This window comes from Streptococcus cameli (genome assembly GCF_053207365.1).
In genome coordinates this window covers 71,329-92,528 of the sequence record NZ_JBRUIM010000001.1, presented here as the reverse complement: position 1 = coordinate 92,528, position 21,200 = coordinate 71,329, and the positions used below count along the sequence as shown (strand labels likewise).

Annotated in this window: 22 protein-coding genes; 2 read left to right on the top strand and 20 right to left on the bottom strand. The window is 42.3% G+C overall.

What is annotated here, in order from left to right; translation table 11 throughout:
- Positions 1-11 precede the first annotated feature (11 nt).
- Genes tsaD through tsaB form a run of 3 tightly spaced genes read right to left on the bottom strand, consistent with a single transcriptional unit; the run spans position 12 to position 2,105 of the window.
- On the bottom strand, positions 12-1,022 hold the full coding sequence (tsaD, locus tag ACVR1I_RS00455) for a tRNA (adenosine(37)-N6)-threonylcarbamoyltransferase complex transferase subunit TsaD (RefSeq protein WP_447442091.1): 1,011 nt from the start codon (positions 1,020-1,022) through the stop codon (positions 12-14).
- Positions 1,019-1,417, bottom strand: a complete 399-nt coding sequence (gene rimI, locus ACVR1I_RS00450; protein WP_447442090.1) for a ribosomal protein S18-alanine N-acetyltransferase — start codon at positions 1,415-1,417, stop codon at positions 1,019-1,021. Before rimI ends, tsaD begins: the two co-directional genes overlap by 4 nt.
- Position 1,418: 1 nt before the next feature.
- Positions 1,419-2,105 (bottom strand): tRNA (adenosine(37)-N6)-threonylcarbamoyltransferase complex dimerization subunit type 1 TsaB, encoded by a 687-nt coding sequence (gene tsaB / locus ACVR1I_RS00445; protein ID WP_447442089.1) that lies wholly within the window; start codon positions 2,103-2,105, stop codon positions 1,419-1,421.
- Between the two features lie 296 nt (positions 2,106-2,401).
- Here tsaB and rpoY point away from each other — a divergent pair, with 296 nt between their 5' ends.
- Both rpoY and rnjA read left to right on the top strand, forming a co-directional pair.
- Entirely contained in the window at positions 2,402-2,632 is a 231-nt protein-coding gene (rpoY, locus tag ACVR1I_RS00440) for a DNA-directed RNA polymerase subunit epsilon (protein ID WP_447442088.1), read from the top strand.
- A gap of 3 nt (positions 2,633-2,635) precedes the next feature.
- Positions 2,636-4,318, top strand: coding sequence for a ribonuclease J1 (rnjA, locus tag ACVR1I_RS00435; protein WP_447442087.1), 1,683 nt, complete (start codon positions 2,636-2,638; stop codon positions 4,316-4,318).
- A gap of 32 nt (positions 4,319-4,350) precedes the next feature.
- On the opposite strand, the gene ACVR1I_RS00430 is transcribed toward rnjA, so the two are convergent.
- The 17 genes from ACVR1I_RS00430 to ACVR1I_RS00350 all read right to left on the bottom strand — a co-directional run bounded on the left by ACVR1I_RS00430 (position 4,351) and on the right by ACVR1I_RS00350 (position 21,190).
- Complete coding sequence (locus tag ACVR1I_RS00430) at positions 4,351-4,875, bottom strand: CHAP domain-containing protein (RefSeq protein WP_447442086.1); 525 nt, start codon at positions 4,873-4,875, stop codon at positions 4,351-4,353.
- 140 nt (positions 4,876-5,015) lie between these two features.
- On the bottom strand, positions 5,016-6,359 hold the full coding sequence (gene glnA / locus ACVR1I_RS00425; protein WP_447442085.1) for a type I glutamate--ammonia ligase: 1,344 nt from the start codon (positions 6,357-6,359) through the stop codon (positions 5,016-5,018).
- Between the two features lie 34 nt (positions 6,360-6,393).
- A complete protein-coding gene (locus ACVR1I_RS00420) occupies positions 6,394-6,756 on the bottom strand; it encodes a MerR family transcriptional regulator (protein WP_447442084.1) in 363 nt (120 codons plus the stop codon).
- An 86-nt stretch (positions 6,757-6,842) separates the two neighbouring features.
- Positions 6,843-7,352 (bottom strand): FUSC family protein, encoded by a 510-nt coding sequence (locus tag ACVR1I_RS00415; RefSeq protein ID WP_447442083.1) that lies wholly within the window; start codon positions 7,350-7,352, stop codon positions 6,843-6,845.
- Between the two features lie 131 nt (positions 7,353-7,483).
- Positions 7,484-9,034, bottom strand: a complete 1,551-nt coding sequence (locus ACVR1I_RS00410; RefSeq protein WP_447442082.1) for a glycosyltransferase-like membrane protein — start codon at positions 9,032-9,034, stop codon at positions 7,484-7,486.
- Between the two features lie 157 nt (positions 9,035-9,191).
- Positions 9,192-11,162: a transketolase gene (tkt, locus tag ACVR1I_RS00405; protein WP_447442081.1), complete on the bottom strand. Its 1,971-nt coding sequence runs from the start codon at positions 11,160-11,162 to the stop codon at positions 9,192-9,194.
- A gap of 133 nt (positions 11,163-11,295) precedes the next feature.
- The gene (gene ulaG / locus ACVR1I_RS00400; protein ID WP_447442080.1) at positions 11,296-12,387 is read right to left on the bottom strand and encodes an L-ascorbate 6-phosphate lactonase; all 1,092 of its coding nucleotides are present in this window, start codon (positions 12,385-12,387) and stop codon (positions 11,296-11,298) included.
- A gap of 130 nt (positions 12,388-12,517) precedes the next feature.
- The gene (locus ACVR1I_RS00395; RefSeq protein WP_447442079.1) at positions 12,518-14,167 is read right to left on the bottom strand and encodes a BglG family transcription antiterminator; all 1,650 of its coding nucleotides are present in this window, start codon (positions 14,165-14,167) and stop codon (positions 12,518-12,520) included.
- A 138-nt stretch (positions 14,168-14,305) separates the two neighbouring features.
- Positions 14,306-15,022 carry an L-ribulose-5-phosphate 4-epimerase gene (locus ACVR1I_RS00390; RefSeq protein WP_447442078.1) on the bottom strand — a complete coding sequence of 239 codons (717 nt, stop codon included), beginning with the start codon at positions 15,020-15,022 and terminating at the stop codon, positions 14,306-14,308.
- Positions 15,022-15,885, bottom strand: a complete 864-nt coding sequence (locus ACVR1I_RS00385) for an L-ribulose-5-phosphate 3-epimerase (protein ID WP_447442077.1) — start codon at positions 15,883-15,885, stop codon at positions 15,022-15,024. Before ACVR1I_RS00385 ends, ACVR1I_RS00390 begins: the two co-directional genes overlap by 1 nt.
- A gap of 2 nt (positions 15,886-15,887) precedes the next feature.
- Positions 15,888-16,553, bottom strand: a complete 666-nt coding sequence (locus ACVR1I_RS00380) for a 3-keto-L-gulonate-6-phosphate decarboxylase UlaD (protein WP_447442076.1) — start codon at positions 16,551-16,553, stop codon at positions 15,888-15,890.
- 35 nt (positions 16,554-16,588) lie between these two features.
- Complete coding sequence (locus tag ACVR1I_RS00375; protein WP_447442075.1) at positions 16,589-17,074, bottom strand: PTS sugar transporter subunit IIA; 486 nt, start codon at positions 17,072-17,074, stop codon at positions 16,589-16,591.
- Positions 17,075-17,135: 61 nt separating this feature from the next.
- Entirely contained in the window at positions 17,136-17,417 is a 282-nt protein-coding gene (locus ACVR1I_RS00370; protein ID WP_447442074.1) for a PTS sugar transporter subunit IIB, read from the bottom strand.
- A gap of 34 nt (positions 17,418-17,451) precedes the next feature.
- A complete protein-coding gene (locus ACVR1I_RS00365; protein ID WP_447442073.1) occupies positions 17,452-18,882 on the bottom strand; it encodes a PTS sugar transporter subunit IIC in 1,431 nt (476 codons plus the stop codon).
- 221 nt (positions 18,883-19,103) lie between these two features.
- On the bottom strand, positions 19,104-19,625 hold the full coding sequence (locus ACVR1I_RS00360; RefSeq protein WP_447442072.1) for a YjbQ family protein: 522 nt from the start codon (positions 19,623-19,625) through the stop codon (positions 19,104-19,106).
- Positions 19,626-19,636: 11 nt separating this feature from the next.
- Positions 19,637-20,329, bottom strand: a complete 693-nt coding sequence (locus ACVR1I_RS00355; RefSeq protein WP_447442985.1) for a triose-phosphate isomerase — start codon at positions 20,327-20,329, stop codon at positions 19,637-19,639.
- A 21-nt stretch (positions 20,330-20,350) separates the two neighbouring features.
- Complete coding sequence (locus ACVR1I_RS00350) at positions 20,351-21,190, bottom strand: class II fructose-bisphosphate aldolase (RefSeq protein WP_447442071.1); 840 nt, start codon at positions 21,188-21,190, stop codon at positions 20,351-20,353.
- Positions 21,191-21,200 lie beyond the last annotated feature (10 nt).

The window sequence follows — 21,200 nt, the reverse complement described above, 5'->3', positions numbered from 1 at the left end:
ACTATCAAAGACTAATTAATACTATCAAAGACTAAACTTGGCTTGGCATTGAGATCCAAAGGGGCTACATGGCCTTTTTCAAACTCGACAGCTGCAGCTAAGGCAATCATACCTGCATTGTCTCCGCACAAGCGAAACGGCGGAATCAATACATCCACATCCAATAGCTCTTCAGCCAGCCGTTCTTTCAAGCCCTGGTTGGCAGCAACTCCTCCCGCTACCACAAGGGTCTCGACAGGGTAGCGTTCCAAGGCTTTCTTCGTCTTGGCCATCAAGATATCCATAACCGCTGCCTGAAAGGAAGCACATAGGTCCTCGACCACCAATTCCTCGCCCTTTTGTTGGGCATTGTGATAGAGATTGATAAAGGCAGACTTGAGCCCAGAAAACGAAAATTCCAGATGATCTTCCTTGATCATGGCGCGTGGGAAATAGTAAACATCTTGTCCCTTGTGGGCCAGTTCGTCAATTTCTCTGCCAGCTGGATAGGTCAAACCCATGACCCGTCCAACCTTATCATAGGCTTCTCCCACAGCATCGTCACGGGTTTCCCCAACGATTTGATACACTCCTGGCTCTGGAACATAAACCAATTCCGTATGCCCACCTGAGACCAAGAGGGCCAGCAGTGGATAGGTTAGCTCCTTGACCTGACGGGCAGCCATCAAGTGACCAGCCATGTGGTTTACAGGTATTAAGGGCAAGCCATGTGCCCATGCAAAGGCTTTAGCAGCCGACATGCCAACCAAGAGGGCTCCGACCAAACCAGGACCATAGGTGACAGCAACTGCCGATAAATCTGCGGCCTCCACTCCCGCTTCCTGCAAGGCATCCTCAATGCACAAGGTTACAACTTCTACATGGTGGCGACTGGCTACTTCTGGCACCACCCCGCCAAATCGTTTGTGACTTTCTACCTGACTGGCGATGATATTGCTCAACAACTCTGTGTCATTTTTTAAAACAGCCACACTGGTTTCGTCACAGGACGATTCAATGGCTAAAATATATCGATCTGTCATCCTTCTCTCCTCATCATGACGGCATCTTCCACAGGATCGTGGTAATAGTTTTTTCGTACGGCCAAGTCCACAAAGCCATATTCTTGGTAGAGTTTACGGGCTACAACATTGCTCTCTCGAACTTCCAAAAACAAGTCACCCTGAAATTGGGTGGCCTTGTCCACCAATTCATGCCCAAGCCCTTGTCCCCGATAAGCTGGAAGAACCGCAATATTGGTAATCTCTGCTTCTTCTCCTAAGTCTAACAGAGACAGAAAGCCAACTGATTCTTCTTTCCCCACAAAATAATAGTGGGTATCGGGCTGGGCCATATCTGCTTCAATTTGCTCCAAACTCCAGGGAGAGCTTCCGTAACAAGCTGCCATAATGGCCTCTACCTCTTTTGCTGTCCCCATATCAGACCCTCTTGATGTAGTCCGTTTGGGATTCTGTATTGGATTTCAACCAATTTTCTTCGGCTTCAACCCGTTTGAGGTAATCCGGTTCAAAGGCATGGATGTTTTGTGGTTCCAGACCCAGACCATATTTTCCGATTTCGTAAGCTGATGGCCAGCTGGACTGAATTTTGGCCTCTGGTAATTGCTCCTGAATCTGCTCGATGAAAGGTGTCACTTCACCAACGAACGTGACCTGGCCCCATTCTTTGGCACGCTGCAAGACCGTTTCAAATGAAAAATGCCCATCTGCCATAACTGCTTTGCCTTTTTCATAAAAGCCGGCATAAACATTGTTTCGTCTCGCATCCATGAGGGGAATCACTAGACCCACCTCAGATACCATAGCTGCCAAGCTATAAAGACTGGACACGCCGACCAAGTCTGCTTTCAAGGCATAAGCCAGAGTTTTGGCTGTCGCAACCGCTACCCGCAATCCCGTATAGGAGCCAGGCCCTTTGGCTACCACAATCCGTTCAATATCGGTTGGTTTCCAGCCTGCGGATGCCACTAAAAAATCAATCGTTGGCATCAAACTAATGCTGTGGTTCTTTTTAATGGTTAAGAGTTGTTCAGCAACCAAGCTCTCTTCGTCCAAAAGAGCCACAGACAAGGCTTGGTTCGAGGTATCCAGGGCTAAAACTTTCATCGTTACTTCCTTTTACTTTCTTCCTACCTATTGTAAGCTATATCCTGCTTTTTTTCAAATCTTGCCACTTTCTTATCTTTTTCTCACCTGAACTATTTTTGAAAAAACAATGAAAACCATTTCTTTTTCATTTATGCATCATCTCCTAACAATCCGAAGTTATTTTGTGGTATAATGGTACTAATTGTAAAGCACAACACAAAACCAACAACTCCAAAAAATTGAATAGAAAACAACAGTAAGACTTCCCTTCCTGTCAATTTTTGATAGTTGTTTGATACAAAGAAAGGATATACATGATTTACAAAGTATTTTACCAAGAAACCAAAGAACGTAGTCCAAGACGCGAGCAAACTCTTTCCTTATATTTGGAAATAGATGCTGCCAACGAATTAGAAGGACGCATCGCAGCCCGCCAATTGGTCGAGAAAAACACAACATACAACATTGAGTTTATCGAACTCTTATCCGACAACCACCTTGAGTATGAAAAAACTCATGCAGATTTTCAGATTACGGAGTTTTAATCCATGTCCTCAGTAAATTTAAAACCAGAAGAAGTTGGCGTATTTGCCATCGGTGGTTTGGGGGAAATTGGTAAAAACACCTATGGTATTGAATACCAAGATGAAATTTTGATTGTCGATGCCGGGATCAAATTCCCAGAAGATGAATTATTGGGTATCGACTACGTTATCCCAGACTACTCTTACATTGTCGAAAACCTGGATCGAGTCAAAGGGGTGGTGATCACCCACGGTCACGAAGACCACATCGGTGGAATTCCCTTCCTCTTAAAACAGGCCAATGTCCCAATCTATGCCGGACCACTAGCCCTTGCTTTGATTCGAGGAAAATTAGAAGAACACGGTCTCCTGAGAGACGCTACCCTTCACGAAATTAACCACAATACCGAGTTGACCTTTAAAAATCTCAAAGTCACTTTCTTCCGTACCACTCACTCGATTCCAGAACCCTTGGGCGTTGTCATTGATACACCACAAGGAAAAATCGTCTGTACCGGTGACTTTAAGTTTGACTTCACCCCAGTTGGGGAACCTGCGGACTTGCACCGGATGGCTGCTCTTGGAGAAGAAGGCGTCCTTTGCTTACTGTCTGACTCTACCAACGCCGAAGTTCCAACCTTTACCAATTCAGAAAAAGTGGTTGGCCAATCCATCACCAAATTGATTGAAGGCATTCACGGACGAATTATCTTTGCCTCCTTCGCCTCCAATATTTTCCGTCTGCAACAAGCGGCCGATGCGGCTGTCAAAACCGGTCGAAAAATCGCTGTCTTTGGCCGTTCTATGGAAAAAGCCATTGTGAACGGGATTGAATTGGGCTATATCAAGGTACCAAAAGATACCTTTATCGAGCCTAACGCGATCAAAGAATACCCTGCTGGCGAAATTATGATTCTCTGTACAGGAAGCCAAGGAGAGCCGATGGCAGCCCTCTCTCGGATTGCCCATGGTACTCACCGCCAAGTGCAACTCCAACCAGGGGACACGGTCATCTTCTCATCCAGTCCCATTCCAGGAAACACAACAGGAGTCAACAAGCTGATCAACATCTTGATTGAGGCTGGTGTCGAAGTCATCCACGGTAAGATTAACAATATCCATACCTCTGGACATGGTGGCCAGCAAGAGCAAAAACTTATGCTCCGCCTGATCAAACCAAAATACTTCATGCCTGTCCACGGTGAATACCGCATGCAAAAAATCCATGCTGGCCTAGCCGTTGATACCGGGGTGGATAAGAACAATATTTTCATCATGGAAAACGGTGATGTCCTGGCTCTTACCAAAGACAGCGCCCGCATTTCTGGCCATTTCAACGCCCAAGACATTTATGTCGACGGTAACCGAATCGGTGAAATCGGCGCAGCAGTCTTGAAAGACCGCCGTGATCTTTCTGAAGATGGAGTTGTCCTAGCAGTAGCCACTGTTGATTTCAAGACACAGATGATTTTAGCTGGACCAGATCTCCTCAGTCGTGGATTTATCTACATGAGAGAATCCGGTCAACTGATCCGAGAGTGCCAACAAATCCTCTTCAACGCCATTCGCATCGCCTTGAAGAACAAGGACGCCAATGTCCAATCCGTTAACGGTGCTATCGTTAACGCCCTTCGTCCTTTCCTTTATGAAAAGACAGAGCGTGAACCTATCATTATTCCAATGATTTTGACACCAGATAACGACTAAATAAAAAACCTTTGAGTTTCCTCAAAGGTTTTTTATTTTGGATAAATGAAAGATACCTGAGCATAGGCTGTTTCCATAACAGGATCAAAGACACCGCGGTAATTACCGATGGTCATGTTTCCTGCATAGTTTGATTCTTCCACTTGAATCAAACCATCGTTTCTCACTTCTGTGACAACCGCCACGTGTCCATAACCACCATCTGTCCAAACCATGACAGCACCGACTTTTGGAACGGTGGAAACAGTGTAGCCTTCTGATGCAGCCACACTAGCCCATTCTCCGGCATTACCCCAATTGTTCCCAATCCAAGGAGCCAACTCTTTTGCTCCCCAAGTACACTGACCAATTGGATAGGTATTGGGAGTATAAACTATAACTTGAATATCTTTTTGATGAAGACTAGCTTCGGATACTATTTTAGAAATCCCTTTTCCGAGCCCTAATGAAGATGTTTTCGAATCTGCCGAAACAGACGGCGTCCACATCACAACAATAACACTAATGAATGCTACACTAATTGCAGCCAGATATTTTTTTTTGACTGATAAAAACACACTATTCTCCTTTAAAACGACCAGTCTCTATCATATCCTTTCCATATGTCATTTCAATTAGAGTTTTGTTAAAAATGTTACAAGGAGATTAGGTTTTCGTTTCTCAGTCCAAGAAAAAAATTCTCCAATTGGAGAATTTTTTAATACAAGTCGAGGTAATTTTCAATTTCCCACTGGGAAACAAATGTTGCATAACTAGCCCATTCAATACGCTTTGCTTCAACAAAGTTCGTATAGATATGATCGCCAAGTGCCGCTCGAACAACCTCATCTTTTTTCAAGGCCTTCAGGGCATTGTGTAAGGTCGATGGCAGATCAATGATACCAGCTTCCCGACGCTCTTCTGAGCTCATGGCATAGATATTGGTTTCCACTGGCAATGGTGCATCAATCTTATTAACAATCCCATCCAAACCAGATTCCAAGAGAACAGCCATTGCAAGATACGGATTTGCCATGGGGTCTACCGAGCGCAATTCCAAACGAGTCCCCATCCCACGAGATGCTGGAACGCGAATGAGTGGCGAACGGTTCCGACCTGCCCAAGCAATATAGACTGGTGCTTCATAACCTGGTACCAAACGCTTGTAGGAATTGACAGTCGGATTGGTAATCGCCGTGTAGCTATAAGCATGCTTCATCAGACCACCAAGGAAATAATAAGCGTCTTGCGACAACTGCATACCACGTGGATCCTTCTCATCAAAGAAGGCATTTCCTTTTTCATTAAAGAGGGACATATTGCAGTGCATCCCACTTCCTGCGATACCGTATTTTGGCTTAGCCATAAAGGTTGCGTACAGGCCGTGTTTGCGGGCAATGGTTTTAACCACTAATTTAAAGATTTGGATATTATCGCAAGCTTTTAAGACATCTGCATATTTGAAGTCAATTTCATGCTGACCAACCGCACACTCATGGTGGCTAGCTTCTACTTCAAAGCCCATACGTGTCAAGACATTTACGATTTCGCGACGCGTATTGTCTGCCAAATCTGTCGGCGCCAAATCAAAATAACCACCCTTATCGTTGACCTCAAGTGTCGGATTGCCTTGCTCGTCTAGCTTGAACAAGAAAAACTCTGGCTCTGGCCCTAAATTAAAGGAACTAAAACCAATTTCTTCCATGTGGCGCAAGGATTTTTTCAAGTTCCCACGTGGGTCACCAGCAAAAGGCTCACCATCAGGTGTGTAGATATCACAAATTAGCCCTGCAACCGCGCCATTTTCATCTCCCCAAGGAAATACTGTCCAAGTGTTTAAATCTGGATATAAGTACATATCTGATTCGTTAATGCGGACAAATCCCTCAATAGAGGATCCATCAAACATCGCCTTGTTGGCCAAAACTTTTTCGACTTGTTCATCAGTCGCTGGAATTTCAACATTTTTCAATGTTCCCAAAATATCCGTAAACATCAAGCGTAAAAAAGTAACATTTTTTTCTTTGATCTCGCGACGGATATCAGCAGCTGTGATTGGCATTTTTTTCTCCTTTTTTCAAACAAACGGCATCTCTTTAAATGCGAAATGAATTAAAACCAGTTGGATTGGGATTAAACCCCCCAACCTTGGTCAGCTCATCGTGGAGAATCCGTCTTACTTGACTGTCTGTTAAGGTTTTATTTTTGGCCAAGGCTTTCGCCTGATACTCTCTCTTAATCGCAGCGATATTGTATCCATCCGCGATGTAATCCTTAATCTCCAACAAACGATCCATATCATTTAGAGAATACATCCGTCGATTTCCTTCGTTTCTTTCTGGGGAAATCAAGCCCTGCTCTTCATAATACCGAATCTGCCTTGCTGTCAAATCAGTCAATTTCATGACACTACCGATCGGAAAAACCGATAATGTTCTTCGTAATTCTTTTTCTCTCACGAGAAGCTCCCTTCTGCATCTTATTATATGAGAAATCTATCCCATCGTCAACAGTATATGTTAGATTTTCTGACATCGTTCGTCTTTTATTCTTTTTTCTCAATCAACTTAATATCTGCATTAACTAAAATCGCCACAAAAACACCGATAAAAGTTTGGAAAACCCTTGTCAAGGCATATAGAATCGAATCCCCCGCTGGGATGGATAGGGCAATGATTAACATGGTTGCTACACCGCTAATGACCCCCGCCGTATTATTGATGGCAACATTCGTCATAATGGTTAACATGGCAAAAATCGGGATAAAGATCAAGGTAATCCAAAACCGTTCCTGCAACCAGTCCTGTAAAATAAAATACAATAAGGCATAGAAACCACCGATGGAATTGCTCAAAATCCGTGAAGTCCCAAAATCGATACTTTTGTCAAAATCTTCCCGCAAACTAAAGACCGCCGCAAGAGCAGCGATTTGAACACCGTCTGAGATACCAAAGGCGTTAAACAGTAAAATAACGATGAAGACAGCCAAGCCTGATTTAAAGGTGCGCATCCCAATCTTAAATTTTCCAGGATCAAATTTAAATTTTTTTAACATACCCTTATTTTAACATGAATTCTTATTTTTAGCAGTTTCAGCACTGCCTAATATTGTAAGAAAAACTCACAATGTAGCTTGGTTGTTCTAAAAAAGAGCTTATAGATATAAGCTCTTTAAAAACATGTCCATCAGCCATTTTCTTGCGCCTGATCATTGCATGCATCTCGATAGGCACAGAAAGATAAGAACTGCTCCCAACCAAGACTGGATAAGAGGACAATACATGGCAAGAATTGAATCAAATACCGTGTCCGCCCTCCTTCAAAAATCATAAGGAAGAGAAAACCACCAAATAATGTAATTTGCAGCCAAAGGGCAACATTGAGTTGGCTACTACGAAACAGATAAGAATAGACCACAATTCCAAACACTGTCAATATCCATATTAGTTGGAAAAACATTCCTTCTAATTTAAAGTTGGCTCCACTTGCATATACAACTGAACGAATCGTTTTGGCAAATGTAGAATTGATGATTGGCTGGATCCAAGGCATCTGCATCTTATTTTCTTCTACCATTACTTGTTCTTGGTACCAACCAAACATCCCCTCACCAGTTATCCAATAATATTTATAGTAAAGATGGCCAATAAAGGAAGCCGTGTCATATTCTGTCATTCGTCTCTGAATATCTTTCATAACTAGTTCGTCTAGCTCATCTTCAGTAGCAGAAACAACTTCAGGCGGAAGCTCATGATGGTAATTTCCACCATAGGTTAATCCTAAGTTCACATAGTAGAGCATACTACGACTATAATTATCATCATAATGAACAAAATCTTGTTTTTCTAAGACTGTATTTAAAGTGATGCTGGAGATGCCAAAAAAACAAGAAGCAATCAATACTGCAGTGGCTATTTTCCTAAATAGAAATTGCTTGTTTCGCTTTGTAATCGATACAACAATCAATAGTGCAATGATATAAATAAAAGTTGGTGGACGCAAGTTATAACAGATATTAACCAATATTCCTAAAATCCCGCTCGTCAGTACAAAATGCTTTAGCGACATCCAGTGTTGAATTAAAAATTCTAAAGCGATACAAAATAGGACAATAAAGAATAAAGTAATTGGATCTGTATAGGTATAGATATACTGCGGCTGTAAGGCAAACAGAACCAAATACAAGACGAAATAGATATTGGAAACCCGCTCTGTAAAATACCGTTTCACTAATCGGTAGGTCAGCACCAACGAAGTGTTAATAAAGAAAATATTTAAAAGAGAAAGGATAAACAGGAAATTCCCAGGAGATAAGAGACGCACCAATTTTAAATAAATCAGAAATAGAAAATTATTTGGATTATTGGAAATATAGAGTGTATCCTTGGCAAAATTAGGATCTGTTGCAATTTGGTATAATATTGTGGTATCTGCTCTTGCCAATCCCCCAGTCATCATGAGAAGAAACAATTGAAAAACAGTTAAAACTGCTAACGTCCAACCCTTGTGTGAAATCACCAACTGATAGAGGCCTATCCACCATTTCCAGATTGTGTTTTTAAAGAAATAGAGTATAAAAATAAAGACCGATAAAAAACATACGAATAGGGCTGTATTCTTTGAGAAAGTAAGCAAATTAATCGAAACAAATTCAAATGCATATCGAAAAGCAAAGTAGAGCCAGTGAATTGCCATTGTAAAAAATATGGCATTCCCAAAGTTTAATAATTTTTTCAATTTTTCATCTCCTTATTGATTTACTTTACAGTATATCATGTTTTACCAAAAATAAAAATAGCTCTCAGTATAACTTATTACAAGATAAGGGAGCATAAAACAATAAACAGTAGCACTCTAGAAAGAGCACTACTGTTTATTTATTGCTTATTCCAAACTATAAACCATTGACTACATTTACCACGTTTTCAACGGTAAAGCCATAGTTATCAATCACGGTTTGGGCTGGAGCAGACGCACCAAAGGTGTCAATACCGATAACTGCACCATCTAAGCCAACGTATTTGTACCAGCTTTGGCTAGCTGCCATCTCGATGGCTACACGACGACGAATATTTGTAGGTAAGATTTCTTCTTTGTAAGCCGCATCTTGTGCATCAAAGAGTTCAGTTGATGGAACAGATACCACGCGCACTTTTGTACCAGTCGCTTCCAATTCTTTCGCCGCTTTAACCGCCAAGTTCACTTCTGAACCCGACGCAAGCAAGATGGTATCAAACCCTTCTGTTTCATGTACAACATAGGCACCTTTTGCCACTTTAGCAAAATCAGTTCCTTCTTCAACTGTCAAGTTTTGACGCGTCAAAACAAGTGCTGTTGGAGTGGATGGGCTTGTTACTGCCAAGTGCCAAGCTGCTTGTGTTTCACGCGCATCTGCTGGGCGAATAACGTTCAAGTTTGGCATCGCACGAAGACCGGCCAAGTGCTCGATTGGTTCATGAGTCGGACCATCTTCACCAACCGCAATGGAATCATGAGTAAAGACATAGGTCACTGGTAGTCCTTGGAGGGCAGACAAACGGATCGCAGCCTTCACGTAGTCAGAGAAGACAAAGAAAGTACCACCGAACACACGTAAGCCACCATGAGCTGACATACCATTTAAGACAGTGCCCATTGCAAATTCACGTACACCAAATTGGATGTTGCGTTCCAAACGATTGGCATCATCTTGGAGACCATCACCCTTAATCACTGTCATGTTGGAGTGCGCCAAGTCTGCTGATCCACCAAGGAAGTTTGGCATTTTTTCTGCAATGACATTGAGGGCATCTTGTGATGAATTACGAGTAGCTTGTGAGAATCCTGCTTCAATGGCTGGGAAATCTTCTGGTGTTACAACAACTGGATCTTTTCCTTCCAAGATAGCTGTTACTTCATCAGCCAATTCTGGATGGGCTTGTTTGTAATCTGCAACCAAGTTCGTCCAAGCATCATAAGCAGCTGTTCCACGATCCGCTACATTTGCTTTGAAATCCGCATATACTTCTTCTGGAACTTCAAATGGTGCATAGTCCCAGCCAAGGTTTTCACGAGTAGCTTGTGTTTCCTCTGGCCCAAGCGGAGCACCGTGAGAAGAGTTTGATCCAGCTTTTCCTGGAGAACCATGTCCGATAACGGTTTTGATTTCAAGCAAGGATGGCTTACCAGACGCTTTTGCAGCTTCAATAGCAAGGTCAATCGCCTCAACATCTGTTCCATCTTCAATCAGTGCTGTATGCCAACCATAAGCATCGTAACGTGCACGTACATCTTCTGTGAAAGCATCCTTGGTTTCCCCATCCAAACAGATATTGTTTGAATCATAAAGAACAACCAATTTATCCAATTTTTGAAGACCAGCGTAAGAGGCAGCCTCAGCAGATACACCCTCCATCAAATCACCATCTCCACACAAAACATAGGTATAGTGATCAAACAAGTTGTAGCCTTCTTTGTTGTATTTAGCAGCTAGAAAACGCTCTGCTTGTGCAAAACCAACCGCTGTCGCAATCCCTTGTCCAAGAGGACCTGTGGTAATGTCCACACCTGCTGTGTGACCATATTCTGGGTGACCTGGAGTTTTTGAACCCCATTGACGGAAGTTTTTAATCTCATCCATAGACACATCTTCAAAGCCAGAAAGGTGAAGAAGTCCATACAACAACATGGAACCATGACCAGCTGACAACACAAAACGGTCACGGTTAATCCAGTTTGGTTGAGCTGGATTGACACGCAAATGTTTGGTAAAGAGGCTATAAGCCATCGGTGCAGCACCCATAACAATACCTGGGTGTCCTGATTTTGATTTTTCAATCGCATCTACGCCTAAAAAACGGATGGCGTTAACTGATGTAAGTGACATAATTTCCTCCTATTAAATCGATACGTTTATTATATCATAAAACGCTTTCTCGTGTTTGAATTTTTTGACATTTGTAAAAAAGCTCCCTGGTTCAAAAGAGAAGAGGGAGCTGGGTTTTCTGCCATGCCTAATATTAGAGCAAGGCCTTGAACTGAATGTTGGAATCTTCTAAGAAGCAATCATCAAACCCACGTGGGTGGTGGTACTCGATACGGTCCTTGTCAAGCGGATAAGTATACTTGCCTCCAACTTCCCAAATAAACGGATGGAAATCGTACTGAAGACGTTCTTTACGCATCTTCCAAAGTTCAATAATTTCATCGGTTGAGGCCATAAAGTTTGACCAAATGTCATAGTGCACGGGAATAATAACTTTGGCACGGAGATTTTCAGCCATACGCAGGAGATCAATTGATGTCATCTTGTCCTGGATACCAATTGGGTTGTCCCCATAGTTGTTGATGGCAACATCAATCTTAAAATCACGTCCATGTTTGGCAAAATAGTTTGAGAAATGAGAATCCGCACCATGATAGATGGTCCCACCAGGAGTCTCAAAAATATAGTTAACAGCCTTGCGTGCCATTAATTCATCCGTTACAGGCAAGCCTGCCAGGCTACCACCATTTTCCTCATAGCCATCAATTGGAAGGGTGACAAGACACGTGCGGTCAAAGGATTCCACCGCATGAATTTTAATATCTTTAAATTCAAAGCTATCTCCTGGAGCAATGCGGATAATGCGATCTGCTGGAACGCCCCATTTTTCCCAAATATCACCAGACTCAACTGGTCCAACGAATTTCACATGGTCTAAATTGGGATTGTTCAAAATCGCTGCAGCAGTATTGATGTCCATATGATCACTATGCACATGCGATACCAAATAGTAGTCCAATTCATTGATGGCAAAAGGATCGATGACCATTGGTTGTACCCGCAAGTTTGGTTGCAATTTGCGAACACCCGCCATATTGGCCATTTGGTGCCCCCAAACCATGTCTTTTACTTTTTTAGTCGATTTTCCACGAGAAGACCAAAGATCCATAACAACGTTGGCACCGCCTGGTGTTTTAATCCACACACCACAGTTGCCTAACCACCACATAGCAAAGTTGCCTTCTGGTACAACTTCTCCTTCAATCTCTTCATTGAGCCAAGTTCCCCACTCTGGGAAAGTGCTAAGAATCCAAGATTCTCTGGTAATATCTTTTACATTGGCCATTTTTTGCCTCCTTTTATGATTCACAATGTTTTTTACATCTCTATGATAACGCCTTCATGACACTAAAAAAAGCCCAAATGAAACACAAGATTGTGTTCATTCTTGGACTGTTATCTTGTTCTCAAGACATCTACATTGATCGGCTGTTCTGTAAGGCCTGTTGTAACTTCGTTTTAAAAGCAGCTTGCTCTGCGGTATCCGAAATGTACTCTGCTATCAAGGCTTCCAGCGTTTGATCTTGCTCCAAACCAAATGAAATGCTCGGAAAACGCAAGATTCCAGCGATGGACTGCAGATCATCTTGACTCAAGATTGGACAAACTTGAATCGTAGGAAAAGCAGTTTCAAGACTATCGCTAGTCTGAATCAAGGCATCAACATGTAAAATGTCCTCTACACTTTTGAATTGTTCCGTCGTGAATACAGCTGCCACTGTGATATTTGGAAAGTGATACTCGATTTGTTTGACGAGTAATTTTTGAACGGCAACTCCTTCATCGCAAACCAAACAAACTAAGGTATTAGGATTTTCAATCTCAACACTGCGCAATACGCCACCAATATGAATCACGATATGCGCAATATCGTCGTCTGTCAATTTGACCAACCAGGCTTTCTCCAATATAGATACACAGGTAGCTGTTACCTCAAACAGGGCCTTATATTTGGATTTTACTTGCTGAGTTAAGGGGTTGGTGGATAAAATACCGTAGGTTTTCCGAAAGAGCAAGGCCTTACAATGAATTAAGAGACGCTGGGCCAGCTCTGAACGCTGGACAAGTTGGTAATTCGTTTGACGCTCAAAAGCCTGCAAGAAGACTTCGATAGCTTCTTCGATATCCCTAAAATCTAAGGTGTTGACGTGTTTGTCATAATTTTTCCTAGAAGATAGTAGCAAAATGGCTACCAAGGCTTCTTCGATATCGTCTAGTGTCAAGGTATGTCTTTCACATAAAAAGGAACTAATTTGACGGGCAACCTTGTATTCTATTCTAGTTCGAACAAGAGCCAGTTCTTTAATGACATCTTCGCGTTCTTCTGTTGATAACTCACTATTTCGGTAGCTAAGAAGTAGATAGGGAATAACCTCAACCATTAACTCCATCTCGGAGTCATACATCTCTTTTCCCCAAACCTGTCGAACATCTTTTAAGCGTTGCATTAGATCTGCTGCAAAATCCCTATCAAACAATGGATTATCACCTACAATTTGTTGGATTTTTTTCTCAAAAATGGACAAAAAGCTACTATTACTGGATGTCAATACGGTAAATAGGAGCGAATAGAGAAATTGAATTTTATCAAGTAAGTGGCAGTTCAGAAAATACCCCCGTCTCTTAGTCACAGCCAACGGTAAGTAGCGATAATCCTGACTCAAACGCTCCCGAATTTCATTTAGGTCGTTCAAGATGGTGTTACGAGAAACATCTGCCAAATCCATCATGCGCTCAATGGTGACCCGATTGGGAGAAATTAAAATATAAATCAGCAACAATTGTATGCGCTCTTCCATATTCAGAACATAGCTTGAAGCATCCAATTCTTCTAGTAGCTCTCTGCAAGCCTGTTTTTGCTTGTCTGTCAAACACAAACCAACCCGAGGAATACTGACAATCGGATCAACCTCTGAGGAAAAAGCTTCATTTACTTTTTCCAAATTATAATAAATCTTTCTTCTCGATTGGTACAATTTCTTTGATATGGCCATGATTGTCTGAGGACTCTCCAATTCCAATAAATAGTTCAAGAGAGCATGTAGGTCTTTATCCAAAAACAACATACATTTTCCAACCTTTCATAATAAACCAATTCAATAAAACGCATTCATAACTATATCATAATTTTATCTATTTGCATAGAATAGATAAATAAGCAAAGAGAAGCAGGCCCTGTAAAAGCGACCTGCTTACATTTGCTCTTAGTGAGCCTCTCCTTTTTGGCCATAATAGGCATTAGGCCCGTGTTTGCGGAGATAGTGTTTGTCTAAAATGTATTGGGGTGCTGGCTCCACACGTGGATTAATCTCCTCCGTATAGCGGTTCATCCGCGCCACTTCTTCTAAAACAACAGAGTGATACACCGCTTGAGCGGGATCCTTGCCCCAAGTAAATGGTCCGTGGTTACGAACGACGATCCCTGGAATGGCAACGGGATTGATTCCCCGACGCTCAAACTCTTCAATGATGACGGTTCCTGTTTCTTTTTCATAAGCAGAATCGACCTCATCCTTGGTCAAGGAACGTGCACATGGCACTGGCCCATAGAAATAATCTGCATGGGTTGTTCCGTAAAAAGGGATATCCCGCCCAGCCTGTGCCCAGCCAACAGCCTCTGTCGAATGGGTGTGAACCACCGCTCCAACTTCTGGCCAAGCCTTGTAGAGTTCCACATGGGTCTTGAGGTCTGATGATGGATTGAGGTCTCCTTCAACCACATTGCCATCAAGATCTGTCACCACCATGTTTTCAGGGCTTAATTTGTCATAATCCACTCCAGAAGGTTTGATAACGATACGGCCAAGCTCACGGCAGACTTCTGAGACATTGCCCCAGGTAAACTTGACGAGTCCGTGCGCTGGTAAGGCTACATTTGCCTCATAGACACGCTGACGCATTTCCTGTAAATCTTTTGGCATTAGGCTAACCCCGCTTTCTCAATTAGAGGGTAGAGAAAATCCTGCGCCTCCTTGATAGCTGCGCGCGTTTCTTCTACCGTTTCACAATTTTCAGACCACATTTCAATCAAAAATGGTCCTTGGTAGTTGGTCTTTTTCAAAACCGCAAATATCTCTTCCCATTCCACACAGCCTTGTCCAAACGGCACATCGCGGAACTGTCCTTTAGAAGTCTCCGTAACCTCATAGGTATCTTTAAGATGAAGAGCTGCAATCGAACGATGCCCTAGATAAAATTCACTCCATAAGTCATTGTGCCAGGCAGAGACATTGCCTGTATCTGGGTAGACAAAGAGATAGGGAGAGTCGATTTCTTTTTCAACCGCCAAATACTTCTCGATAGAATTGATAAACGGGTCATCCATAATTTCAATCGCCAACATCACTTGAGCTTGCTCAGCCCAGTCACAGGATTGGCGCAAATTTTTGATAAAACGCTCACGCGTCTCTGGAGACTTGTCTTCATAATAAACATCGTAACCAGCTAGCTGAATCACACGAACACCCAAATCTTGTGCTAACTCAATGCATTTTTTCATGGCAGAAAGAGCTTCTGCTTCCAGTTCTGGATTAGCAGAGCCAAGAGGGTACCTACGATGACCAGAGAAGCAAATGGTCGGAATCCGCACACCTGTTTCATAAATGGCTTTCACAATATCGAGACGCTCTTCCTTAGTCCAGTCTAACCTTGCCCAGCGCTCGTCTGATTCGTCCACAGACATTTCGACAAAGTCAAATCCAAGCTCTTTAGCAAATTGCAGACGCTCTAGCCAAGTAAAGTGCTTCGGAGTTGCTTTTTCATATATTCCAATCGGTCTTGCCATTGTTACCCCCAGATGCGACGGATTTCATTTTTGAAATCACGTGCTGCTTGTGCTGGATCAGGAGCTTCTGTAATCCCACGCCCTGCGATAAAGGTGAAGACATCCAAGCCTTCAAAGAGTTTCAAGGTATCCACATCTAGACCACCTGTAACGGATACACGGAAGCCCATATCAATCAATTTTTTGACCTTGGTCAAGTCTTTTTCGCCCCATGTTTCACCCGCTAATAGAGCATCGCGAGATTGGTGGTAAATGGCTTGGGAAATACCTGCATCCAACCATTGTTGAGCATGCTCATAAGTCCAATCTCCATAAAGCTCAACTTGAATTTCACCCTTGTCGCCACGTTCTTCTTGAATGGCTTTGAGAGCCGCTTTCATAGTAGGAATGGTTGCTGAGCAGATACAGGTCATCCAGTCTGCCCCACGAACGGCATTGTTTTTAGCAACTGTTCCACCAGCATCGGCACATTTGGTATCAGCCACAATGATTTTCTCAGGGAAGAGACTACGAAGTACTTCAACTAATTCACTGCCCACTTGGAGCAAGCAAACCGTCCCTGCTTCAATGACATCGACTTCGTGACCAACTGAAACAGCTGCTTTAACAGCACCTTGTAAGTCAGAATGATCTAGCGCTACTTGTAAATTTGGAATGTGTTTTGTCATCTTATTGTTCCTTTCACTATCTTCATCAATCGTTTTTAATCTTCTAAATCCAATCCTTCTAAGTACGGACTATTTTTGGATTCTTCTACCATGGCCAAGACTTCCTCTGGACTTTGACAGGCCACCAAACGCTCAATCGAATTTTCCAATTCAAAAAGGGCTATGATTTGCGGAATGGCAACAGAAGTATGAATCGCAGCAGATGTCGCTGCCAAGACTAAGAGGACCGATACTTCTTTTCCATCTGAGAAAGTAACCGGCTCTGTCAAGGTAATCAAAGAAAATGCATCTCGATTGACCCCGACGCCAGCCTGAGCATGCGGCATGGCCATGCCTGGCATCAAAATATAGTATGGACCATATTCTTCTGTTGAGGCAATGATTGCATCATAATATTCACGTGTAACTGCACCGCTTTCAATCAGGGGAGCAACCGATAGTTCTACGGCTTCTTGCCAGCTCGTCGCAGAAAGTCCCAAGCGAATGGATTGATTTTCTGTAAAGGCTTTTTTCAAGTTCATATTCTGTTTCCTTTCCAACTAATAGAGAAGAGGTTGAGCAATGCTCCGACCTCTTTTTCTCCTATTCTAAGACTGCTTGTAATTTTGTTTTGATTTCGTTATCATCCATTAGGTTATCAAGACCAACCAATTTTCCATTGGTGCGTCCTTCCAACTCCGAAATAAGGTGGTTTGAGGCAACAACGATATCATAACCAGCCGCAAGTCCTTTTGCTTCACCGACAGAGCAAGAAGCTGATTGAATGTCCGTAACACCTAGTTGGCGAAGGGCGTTTTCAACCTTCATCTTAATGACCATTGATGAGCCCATACCATTTCCACAGGCTGTTAATACTTTAACCATAATTATCCTCCAATATTTCTTTTTTTAAATACGATTATTGTGCTTCACCACGATAATAAGCTTCTTTGTCTTTGGCTTTCATAAATTGCAATTGCGGAATCGCCAAGAAGAAGAGGCAGACCAAAACATATCCTGCGATACCTAAGTATTTGAAGATATAACCAAATCCTACCCATGGAATAGCTAAGTCAATGTTTCCGTGGTACCCACCTGTCAAACCAAGAAGGGCTACTGCTACTGCACCAACAGCTACTTGAATAATCCCTGAGATGAAGGAAAGCGCCACCGCAGCCTTCCAACCACCACGCTTATCTGCATATACTGCAATAGCAGCATTGTCAAAGAATACAGGAACAAATCCAGTGATAATCAAAATCGGATTTTTAAAGATAACCAAGAGTGCAATCGTAATCAATTGACCAATCAATCCAAAAGCAAAACCTGATAGAACGGCATTTGAGGAACCAAATCCATAAGATGCTGCAACGTCAACCGCAGGGAACGAACCTGGAAGCAATTTGCTAGAAATACCTTGGAAGGCATTGGTCAATTCCGCAACAAACATCCGGACACCTTGCATCAAGATAAAGAGATAAACAGAGAAGGTCAAGGACGTTTGAAGCACGTACATAAAGAATGATTTAACTGGAACATAAGCTCCTGGCCCGATCAACTCTGCATTTGACATCAATTCAGGACCAAGAACCGTTAAAATACCACCAAAGAAAACCAACATTAGAGTTGCAGATGCAACAACTGTATCATGGAAAATATTCAAGAAGGTTGGCAATTTCAAGTTGTCCAAGTTTTCTTCTTTTTTACCAAAGAATGGAGCAATCTTATCCACAAACCAAATCGCAAATTGTTGTTGGTGACCGATGGCAAATCCGCCACCACCTGTCAAGCGTTGCGTTGGCTCAACTGTCATGTTTGAGCTGACTGCCCAATACAAACCACAGATAATCCCAACTGCCCATGCCCCATAAGCATTTTGCAATTGTGGAATCAAGAGAAGAACAAAAACAGAGATAGTCGCTGCTTGTTGAACCATGATATGCCCTGTGATAAACAAGGTCCGAACTTTTGTGACTTTACGAAGAGCAACCAAAAGAATATTGACCCCAAAACCAATCAAGAGAGCTGTTGTTGCGACACTTATGAAGCCCATCTCTTCTAACTTAGCATTGGCAGCTGCCAAACCAAAGTAAGGATCAATAACCGCGGCTTCTAAGTTGAATTTTTTAGCAAGGGCAACCAAGATTGGACGGAACGTGCTAACCAAACCACCCGCACCAACGTTTAGAATCAAGTATCCAACTGTCGCTTTTACAAAACCAGCAAATACTTCATGAGCTGGCTTTTTCAAGAGAAGGTAACCAATTAAAACCAAGAGACCAACAAAGAATGCTGGATTTTGTAAGATATTGGTCGAGAACCAATTTAGGGGACTTAATAGTGTATCCATTATTTCCGCTCCTTTTTTAAAATGTTTTCTATATGCTCATTATAATTTTTGTAAGCGCAAACAAAAAGACCAAAGAGCACACATAAAACTGTCCAAAATTGGACTGATAGTTCCACAAACATATAAAAAGAGGAATTAATGTCTGATTCCTCTTCTTTTTTAATCGATTCATTTTTATATTAATTAGTATAAAAAGGCCATTCTCAAGAATGGCCTTCTCTTTATTCACCAAATACAGTTACTTGACACTTGCGGGTCCGTTCCCGTGTTTTATCGTAATCAACAAAGTAGAAATAGCCTGTTGGACCTACACCTAAGTCTCCATTGCTGACATCGACCATCTGACTCGATCCGATCATTGTAGCACTCAAATGACCATCACCATTCCACAAGGCTTTTCGATCTCCTCCTGGTAGGTAGCTTTCTGCATCTGGCCAAGATTCTACTGCTTGGTAGTGGGCCTCTCCTGGATAGATATAGGTATCAGCACTAGTATGATCCGGAATGATTTTTTTCAAGACATTATTTAAATCTGCTTGTAAAGACTCATCTCCATCTTTAGTAAAGTCGTGAGCAAATTCTTCAAAGAAAACTGCGCATGTTGTATGAGGAGAAATCATGGCTAACAGCCCGTTTTGAATCCCACTATCTTTCACAATTTCACGAAGATTATCTGTAATATTCACGTAAGTCGCTTTACCAGCTTCTGTTTCGACTGTAAAAGTTTTCTTGTACATTTTCATTGTATGGTCTCCTATTTCTGATATGCTTTTACCGCTGCTTCAACCATGTCTTTTAGCATTTGTTTTGGATCAGCAGCCTCTGTAATACCACTGGTACACCCTGTTCCGTCTGCCCCCAGTTGAATAACCTGGAAGACATCATCTGCTGTCGAGATTCCCGCAGCTTGCATGACCAAGGTATTCGGTGAGACTTCTTTAATCGCTTCATTGGTGCTTGTCACATAGGAAGCGTCACTGGTTTTTCCGGTTCCAATCAACTCTGTTGGCTCACATAAGATAATATCCGGTTGCAAGGTCGCAATAGCTCGTGCTTCTTTTAGAGAATTGGCACAAACCACAGTTACGATTCCTAATTCATCTGCCCGTTCAACAGATTTAATAATTTCTTCGAAGGTCAAGGGTTGTTCAGCATGGTTAATAAAACTTGCTCGTGCACCCGCCGCATACACAGATTCAGGAAGAACATGCCCCATACCTCGACCAGGTTTAATCCCATCGATATGCTGGGCAGATACAATCGCCTTATCTGTTACAGCAGCCACCCGACTAATATCTGCAAATGGACTAGTAATAAAGACTGAAACGTCTGGGTATTGCACCGCCATCTCTTCTGCTACTTTGGCCATTTCTACCAACTCTTCTCCAAAAAGGTACGATTTTGGATTGAACATAAAGAATGGTGCCTTTACAGTTAGTTTTTGCATCATAATTTTCTCCTATTTCTGTTACAGATCAATTTTTTCAGTACCAAACACATCAAAGTAATGGTCTAATACATTTTCCATCGCTGTTTCTGCTGTTTTAGTTAAGGCCACGTAATCTTGTGGCGATTCCTCCTGAATCGCCTTGTAAGCTCCTACTAGGAAATCGGTATAGATATTGATTTTGGTGATGCCTTCACGCGCACAGCGCCCGAGGTTTTCATCTCCAGATGACGAACCACCATGTAAGACAAGTGGTACATCCGTTAAAGAGGCAATCTCATGCAGACGTTCAAAATTAATCTTCGGAATCCCTTTGTAAACCCCATGAGCTGTACCAATCGAAATGGCCAATGAATCCACATTAGTCGCTGCCACAAAATCCTTAACAGAATCAACCTCTGTGTAGACAGATTCAGTCAACTCTGCTGATTCAGATGTATCATTGGCTCCCACATGTCCAAGTTCTGCTTCCACGACCACATCATGTTGGTGGGCATATTCAATCACTTTTTGGGTAATCGCAACGTTATCTTCAAAGGATTGTTGGGAAGCATCGATCATAACGGATGTAAATCCTAAATCAATGGCTTTTTTGATAAAATCGAAATCCTCACCGTGATCCAAGTGAAGGACAACTGGTGTTGAAACTGATTCCGCATAGTGATTGCCAATGGCTGCCGCTTCTTCCAAAGATAAAATGGAACTATGGGACTGGGCATAGGCCAATAAGAGAGGCAAGCCTCGGCGTTCTGCCACCGTTACATAAGCACGCGCTGAATTTGAATCGATAAAGTTGGCATGCGGAATGGCAAAGTTTCCTTTTTTAGCTACTTCGTACAATTTTATTGAACTAACTTTCATGTAAAACTCC

Bases quoted from the DNA above. Each gene is read 5' to 3' on its own strand.
- tsaD (WP_447442091.1), bottom strand. From the start codon at position 1,022: ATGACAGATCGATATATTTTAGCCATTGAATCGTCCTGTGACGAAACC.
- rimI (WP_447442090.1), bottom strand. From the start codon at position 1,417: ATGGGGACAGCAAAAGAGGTAGAGGCCATTATGGCAGCTTGTTACGGA.
- tsaB (WP_447442089.1), bottom strand. From the start codon at position 2,105: ATGAAAGTTTTAGCCCTGGATACCTCGAACCAAGCCTTGTCTGTGGCT.
- rpoY (WP_447442088.1), top strand. From the start codon at position 2,402: ATGATTTACAAAGTATTTTACCAAGAAACCAAAGAACGTAGTCCAAGA.
- rnjA (WP_447442087.1), top strand. From the start codon at position 2,636: ATGTCCTCAGTAAATTTAAAACCAGAAGAAGTTGGCGTATTTGCCATC.
- glnA (WP_447442085.1), bottom strand. From the start codon at position 6,359: ATGCCAATCACAGCTGCTGATATCCGTCGCGAGATCAAAGAAAAAAAT.
- ACVR1I_RS00415 (WP_447442083.1), bottom strand. From the start codon at position 7,352: ATGTTAAAAAAATTTAAATTTGATCCTGGAAAATTTAAGATTGGGATG.
- tkt (WP_447442081.1), bottom strand. From the start codon at position 11,162: ATGTCACTTACATCAGTTAACGCCATCCGTTTTTTAGGCGTAGATGCG.
- ulaG (WP_447442080.1), bottom strand. From the start codon at position 12,387: ATGGCCAATGTAAAAGATATTACCAGAGAATCTTGGATTCTTAGCACT.
- ACVR1I_RS00395 (WP_447442079.1), bottom strand. From the start codon at position 14,167: ATGTTGTTTTTGGATAAAGACCTACATGCTCTCTTGAACTATTTATTG.
- ACVR1I_RS00390 (WP_447442078.1), bottom strand. From the start codon at position 15,022: ATGCCAAAAGATTTACAGGAAATGCGTCAGCGTGTCTATGAGGCAAAT.
- ACVR1I_RS00385 (WP_447442077.1), bottom strand. From the start codon at position 15,885: ATGGCAAGACCGATTGGAATATATGAAAAAGCAACTCCGAAGCACTTT.
- ACVR1I_RS00380 (WP_447442076.1), bottom strand. From the start codon at position 16,553: ATGACAAAACACATTCCAAATTTACAAGTAGCGCTAGATCATTCTGAC.
- ACVR1I_RS00375 (WP_447442075.1), bottom strand. From the start codon at position 17,074: ATGAACTTGAAAAAAGCCTTTACAGAAAATCAATCCATTCGCTTGGGA.
- ACVR1I_RS00370 (WP_447442074.1), bottom strand. From the start codon at position 17,417: ATGGTTAAAGTATTAACAGCCTGTGGAAATGGTATGGGCTCATCAATG.
- ACVR1I_RS00365 (WP_447442073.1), bottom strand. From the start codon at position 18,882: ATGGATACACTATTAAGTCCCCTAAATTGGTTCTCGACCAATATCTTA.
- ACVR1I_RS00360 (WP_447442072.1), bottom strand. From the start codon at position 19,625: ATGAAAATGTACAAGAAAACTTTTACAGTCGAAACAGAAGCTGGTAAA.
- ACVR1I_RS00355 (WP_447442985.1), bottom strand. From the start codon at position 20,329: ATGCAAAAACTAACTGTAAAGGCACCATTCTTTATGTTCAATCCAAAA.
- ACVR1I_RS00350 (WP_447442071.1), bottom strand. From the start codon at position 21,190: ATGAAAGTTAGTTCAATAAAATTGTACGAAGTAGCTAAAAAAGGAAAC.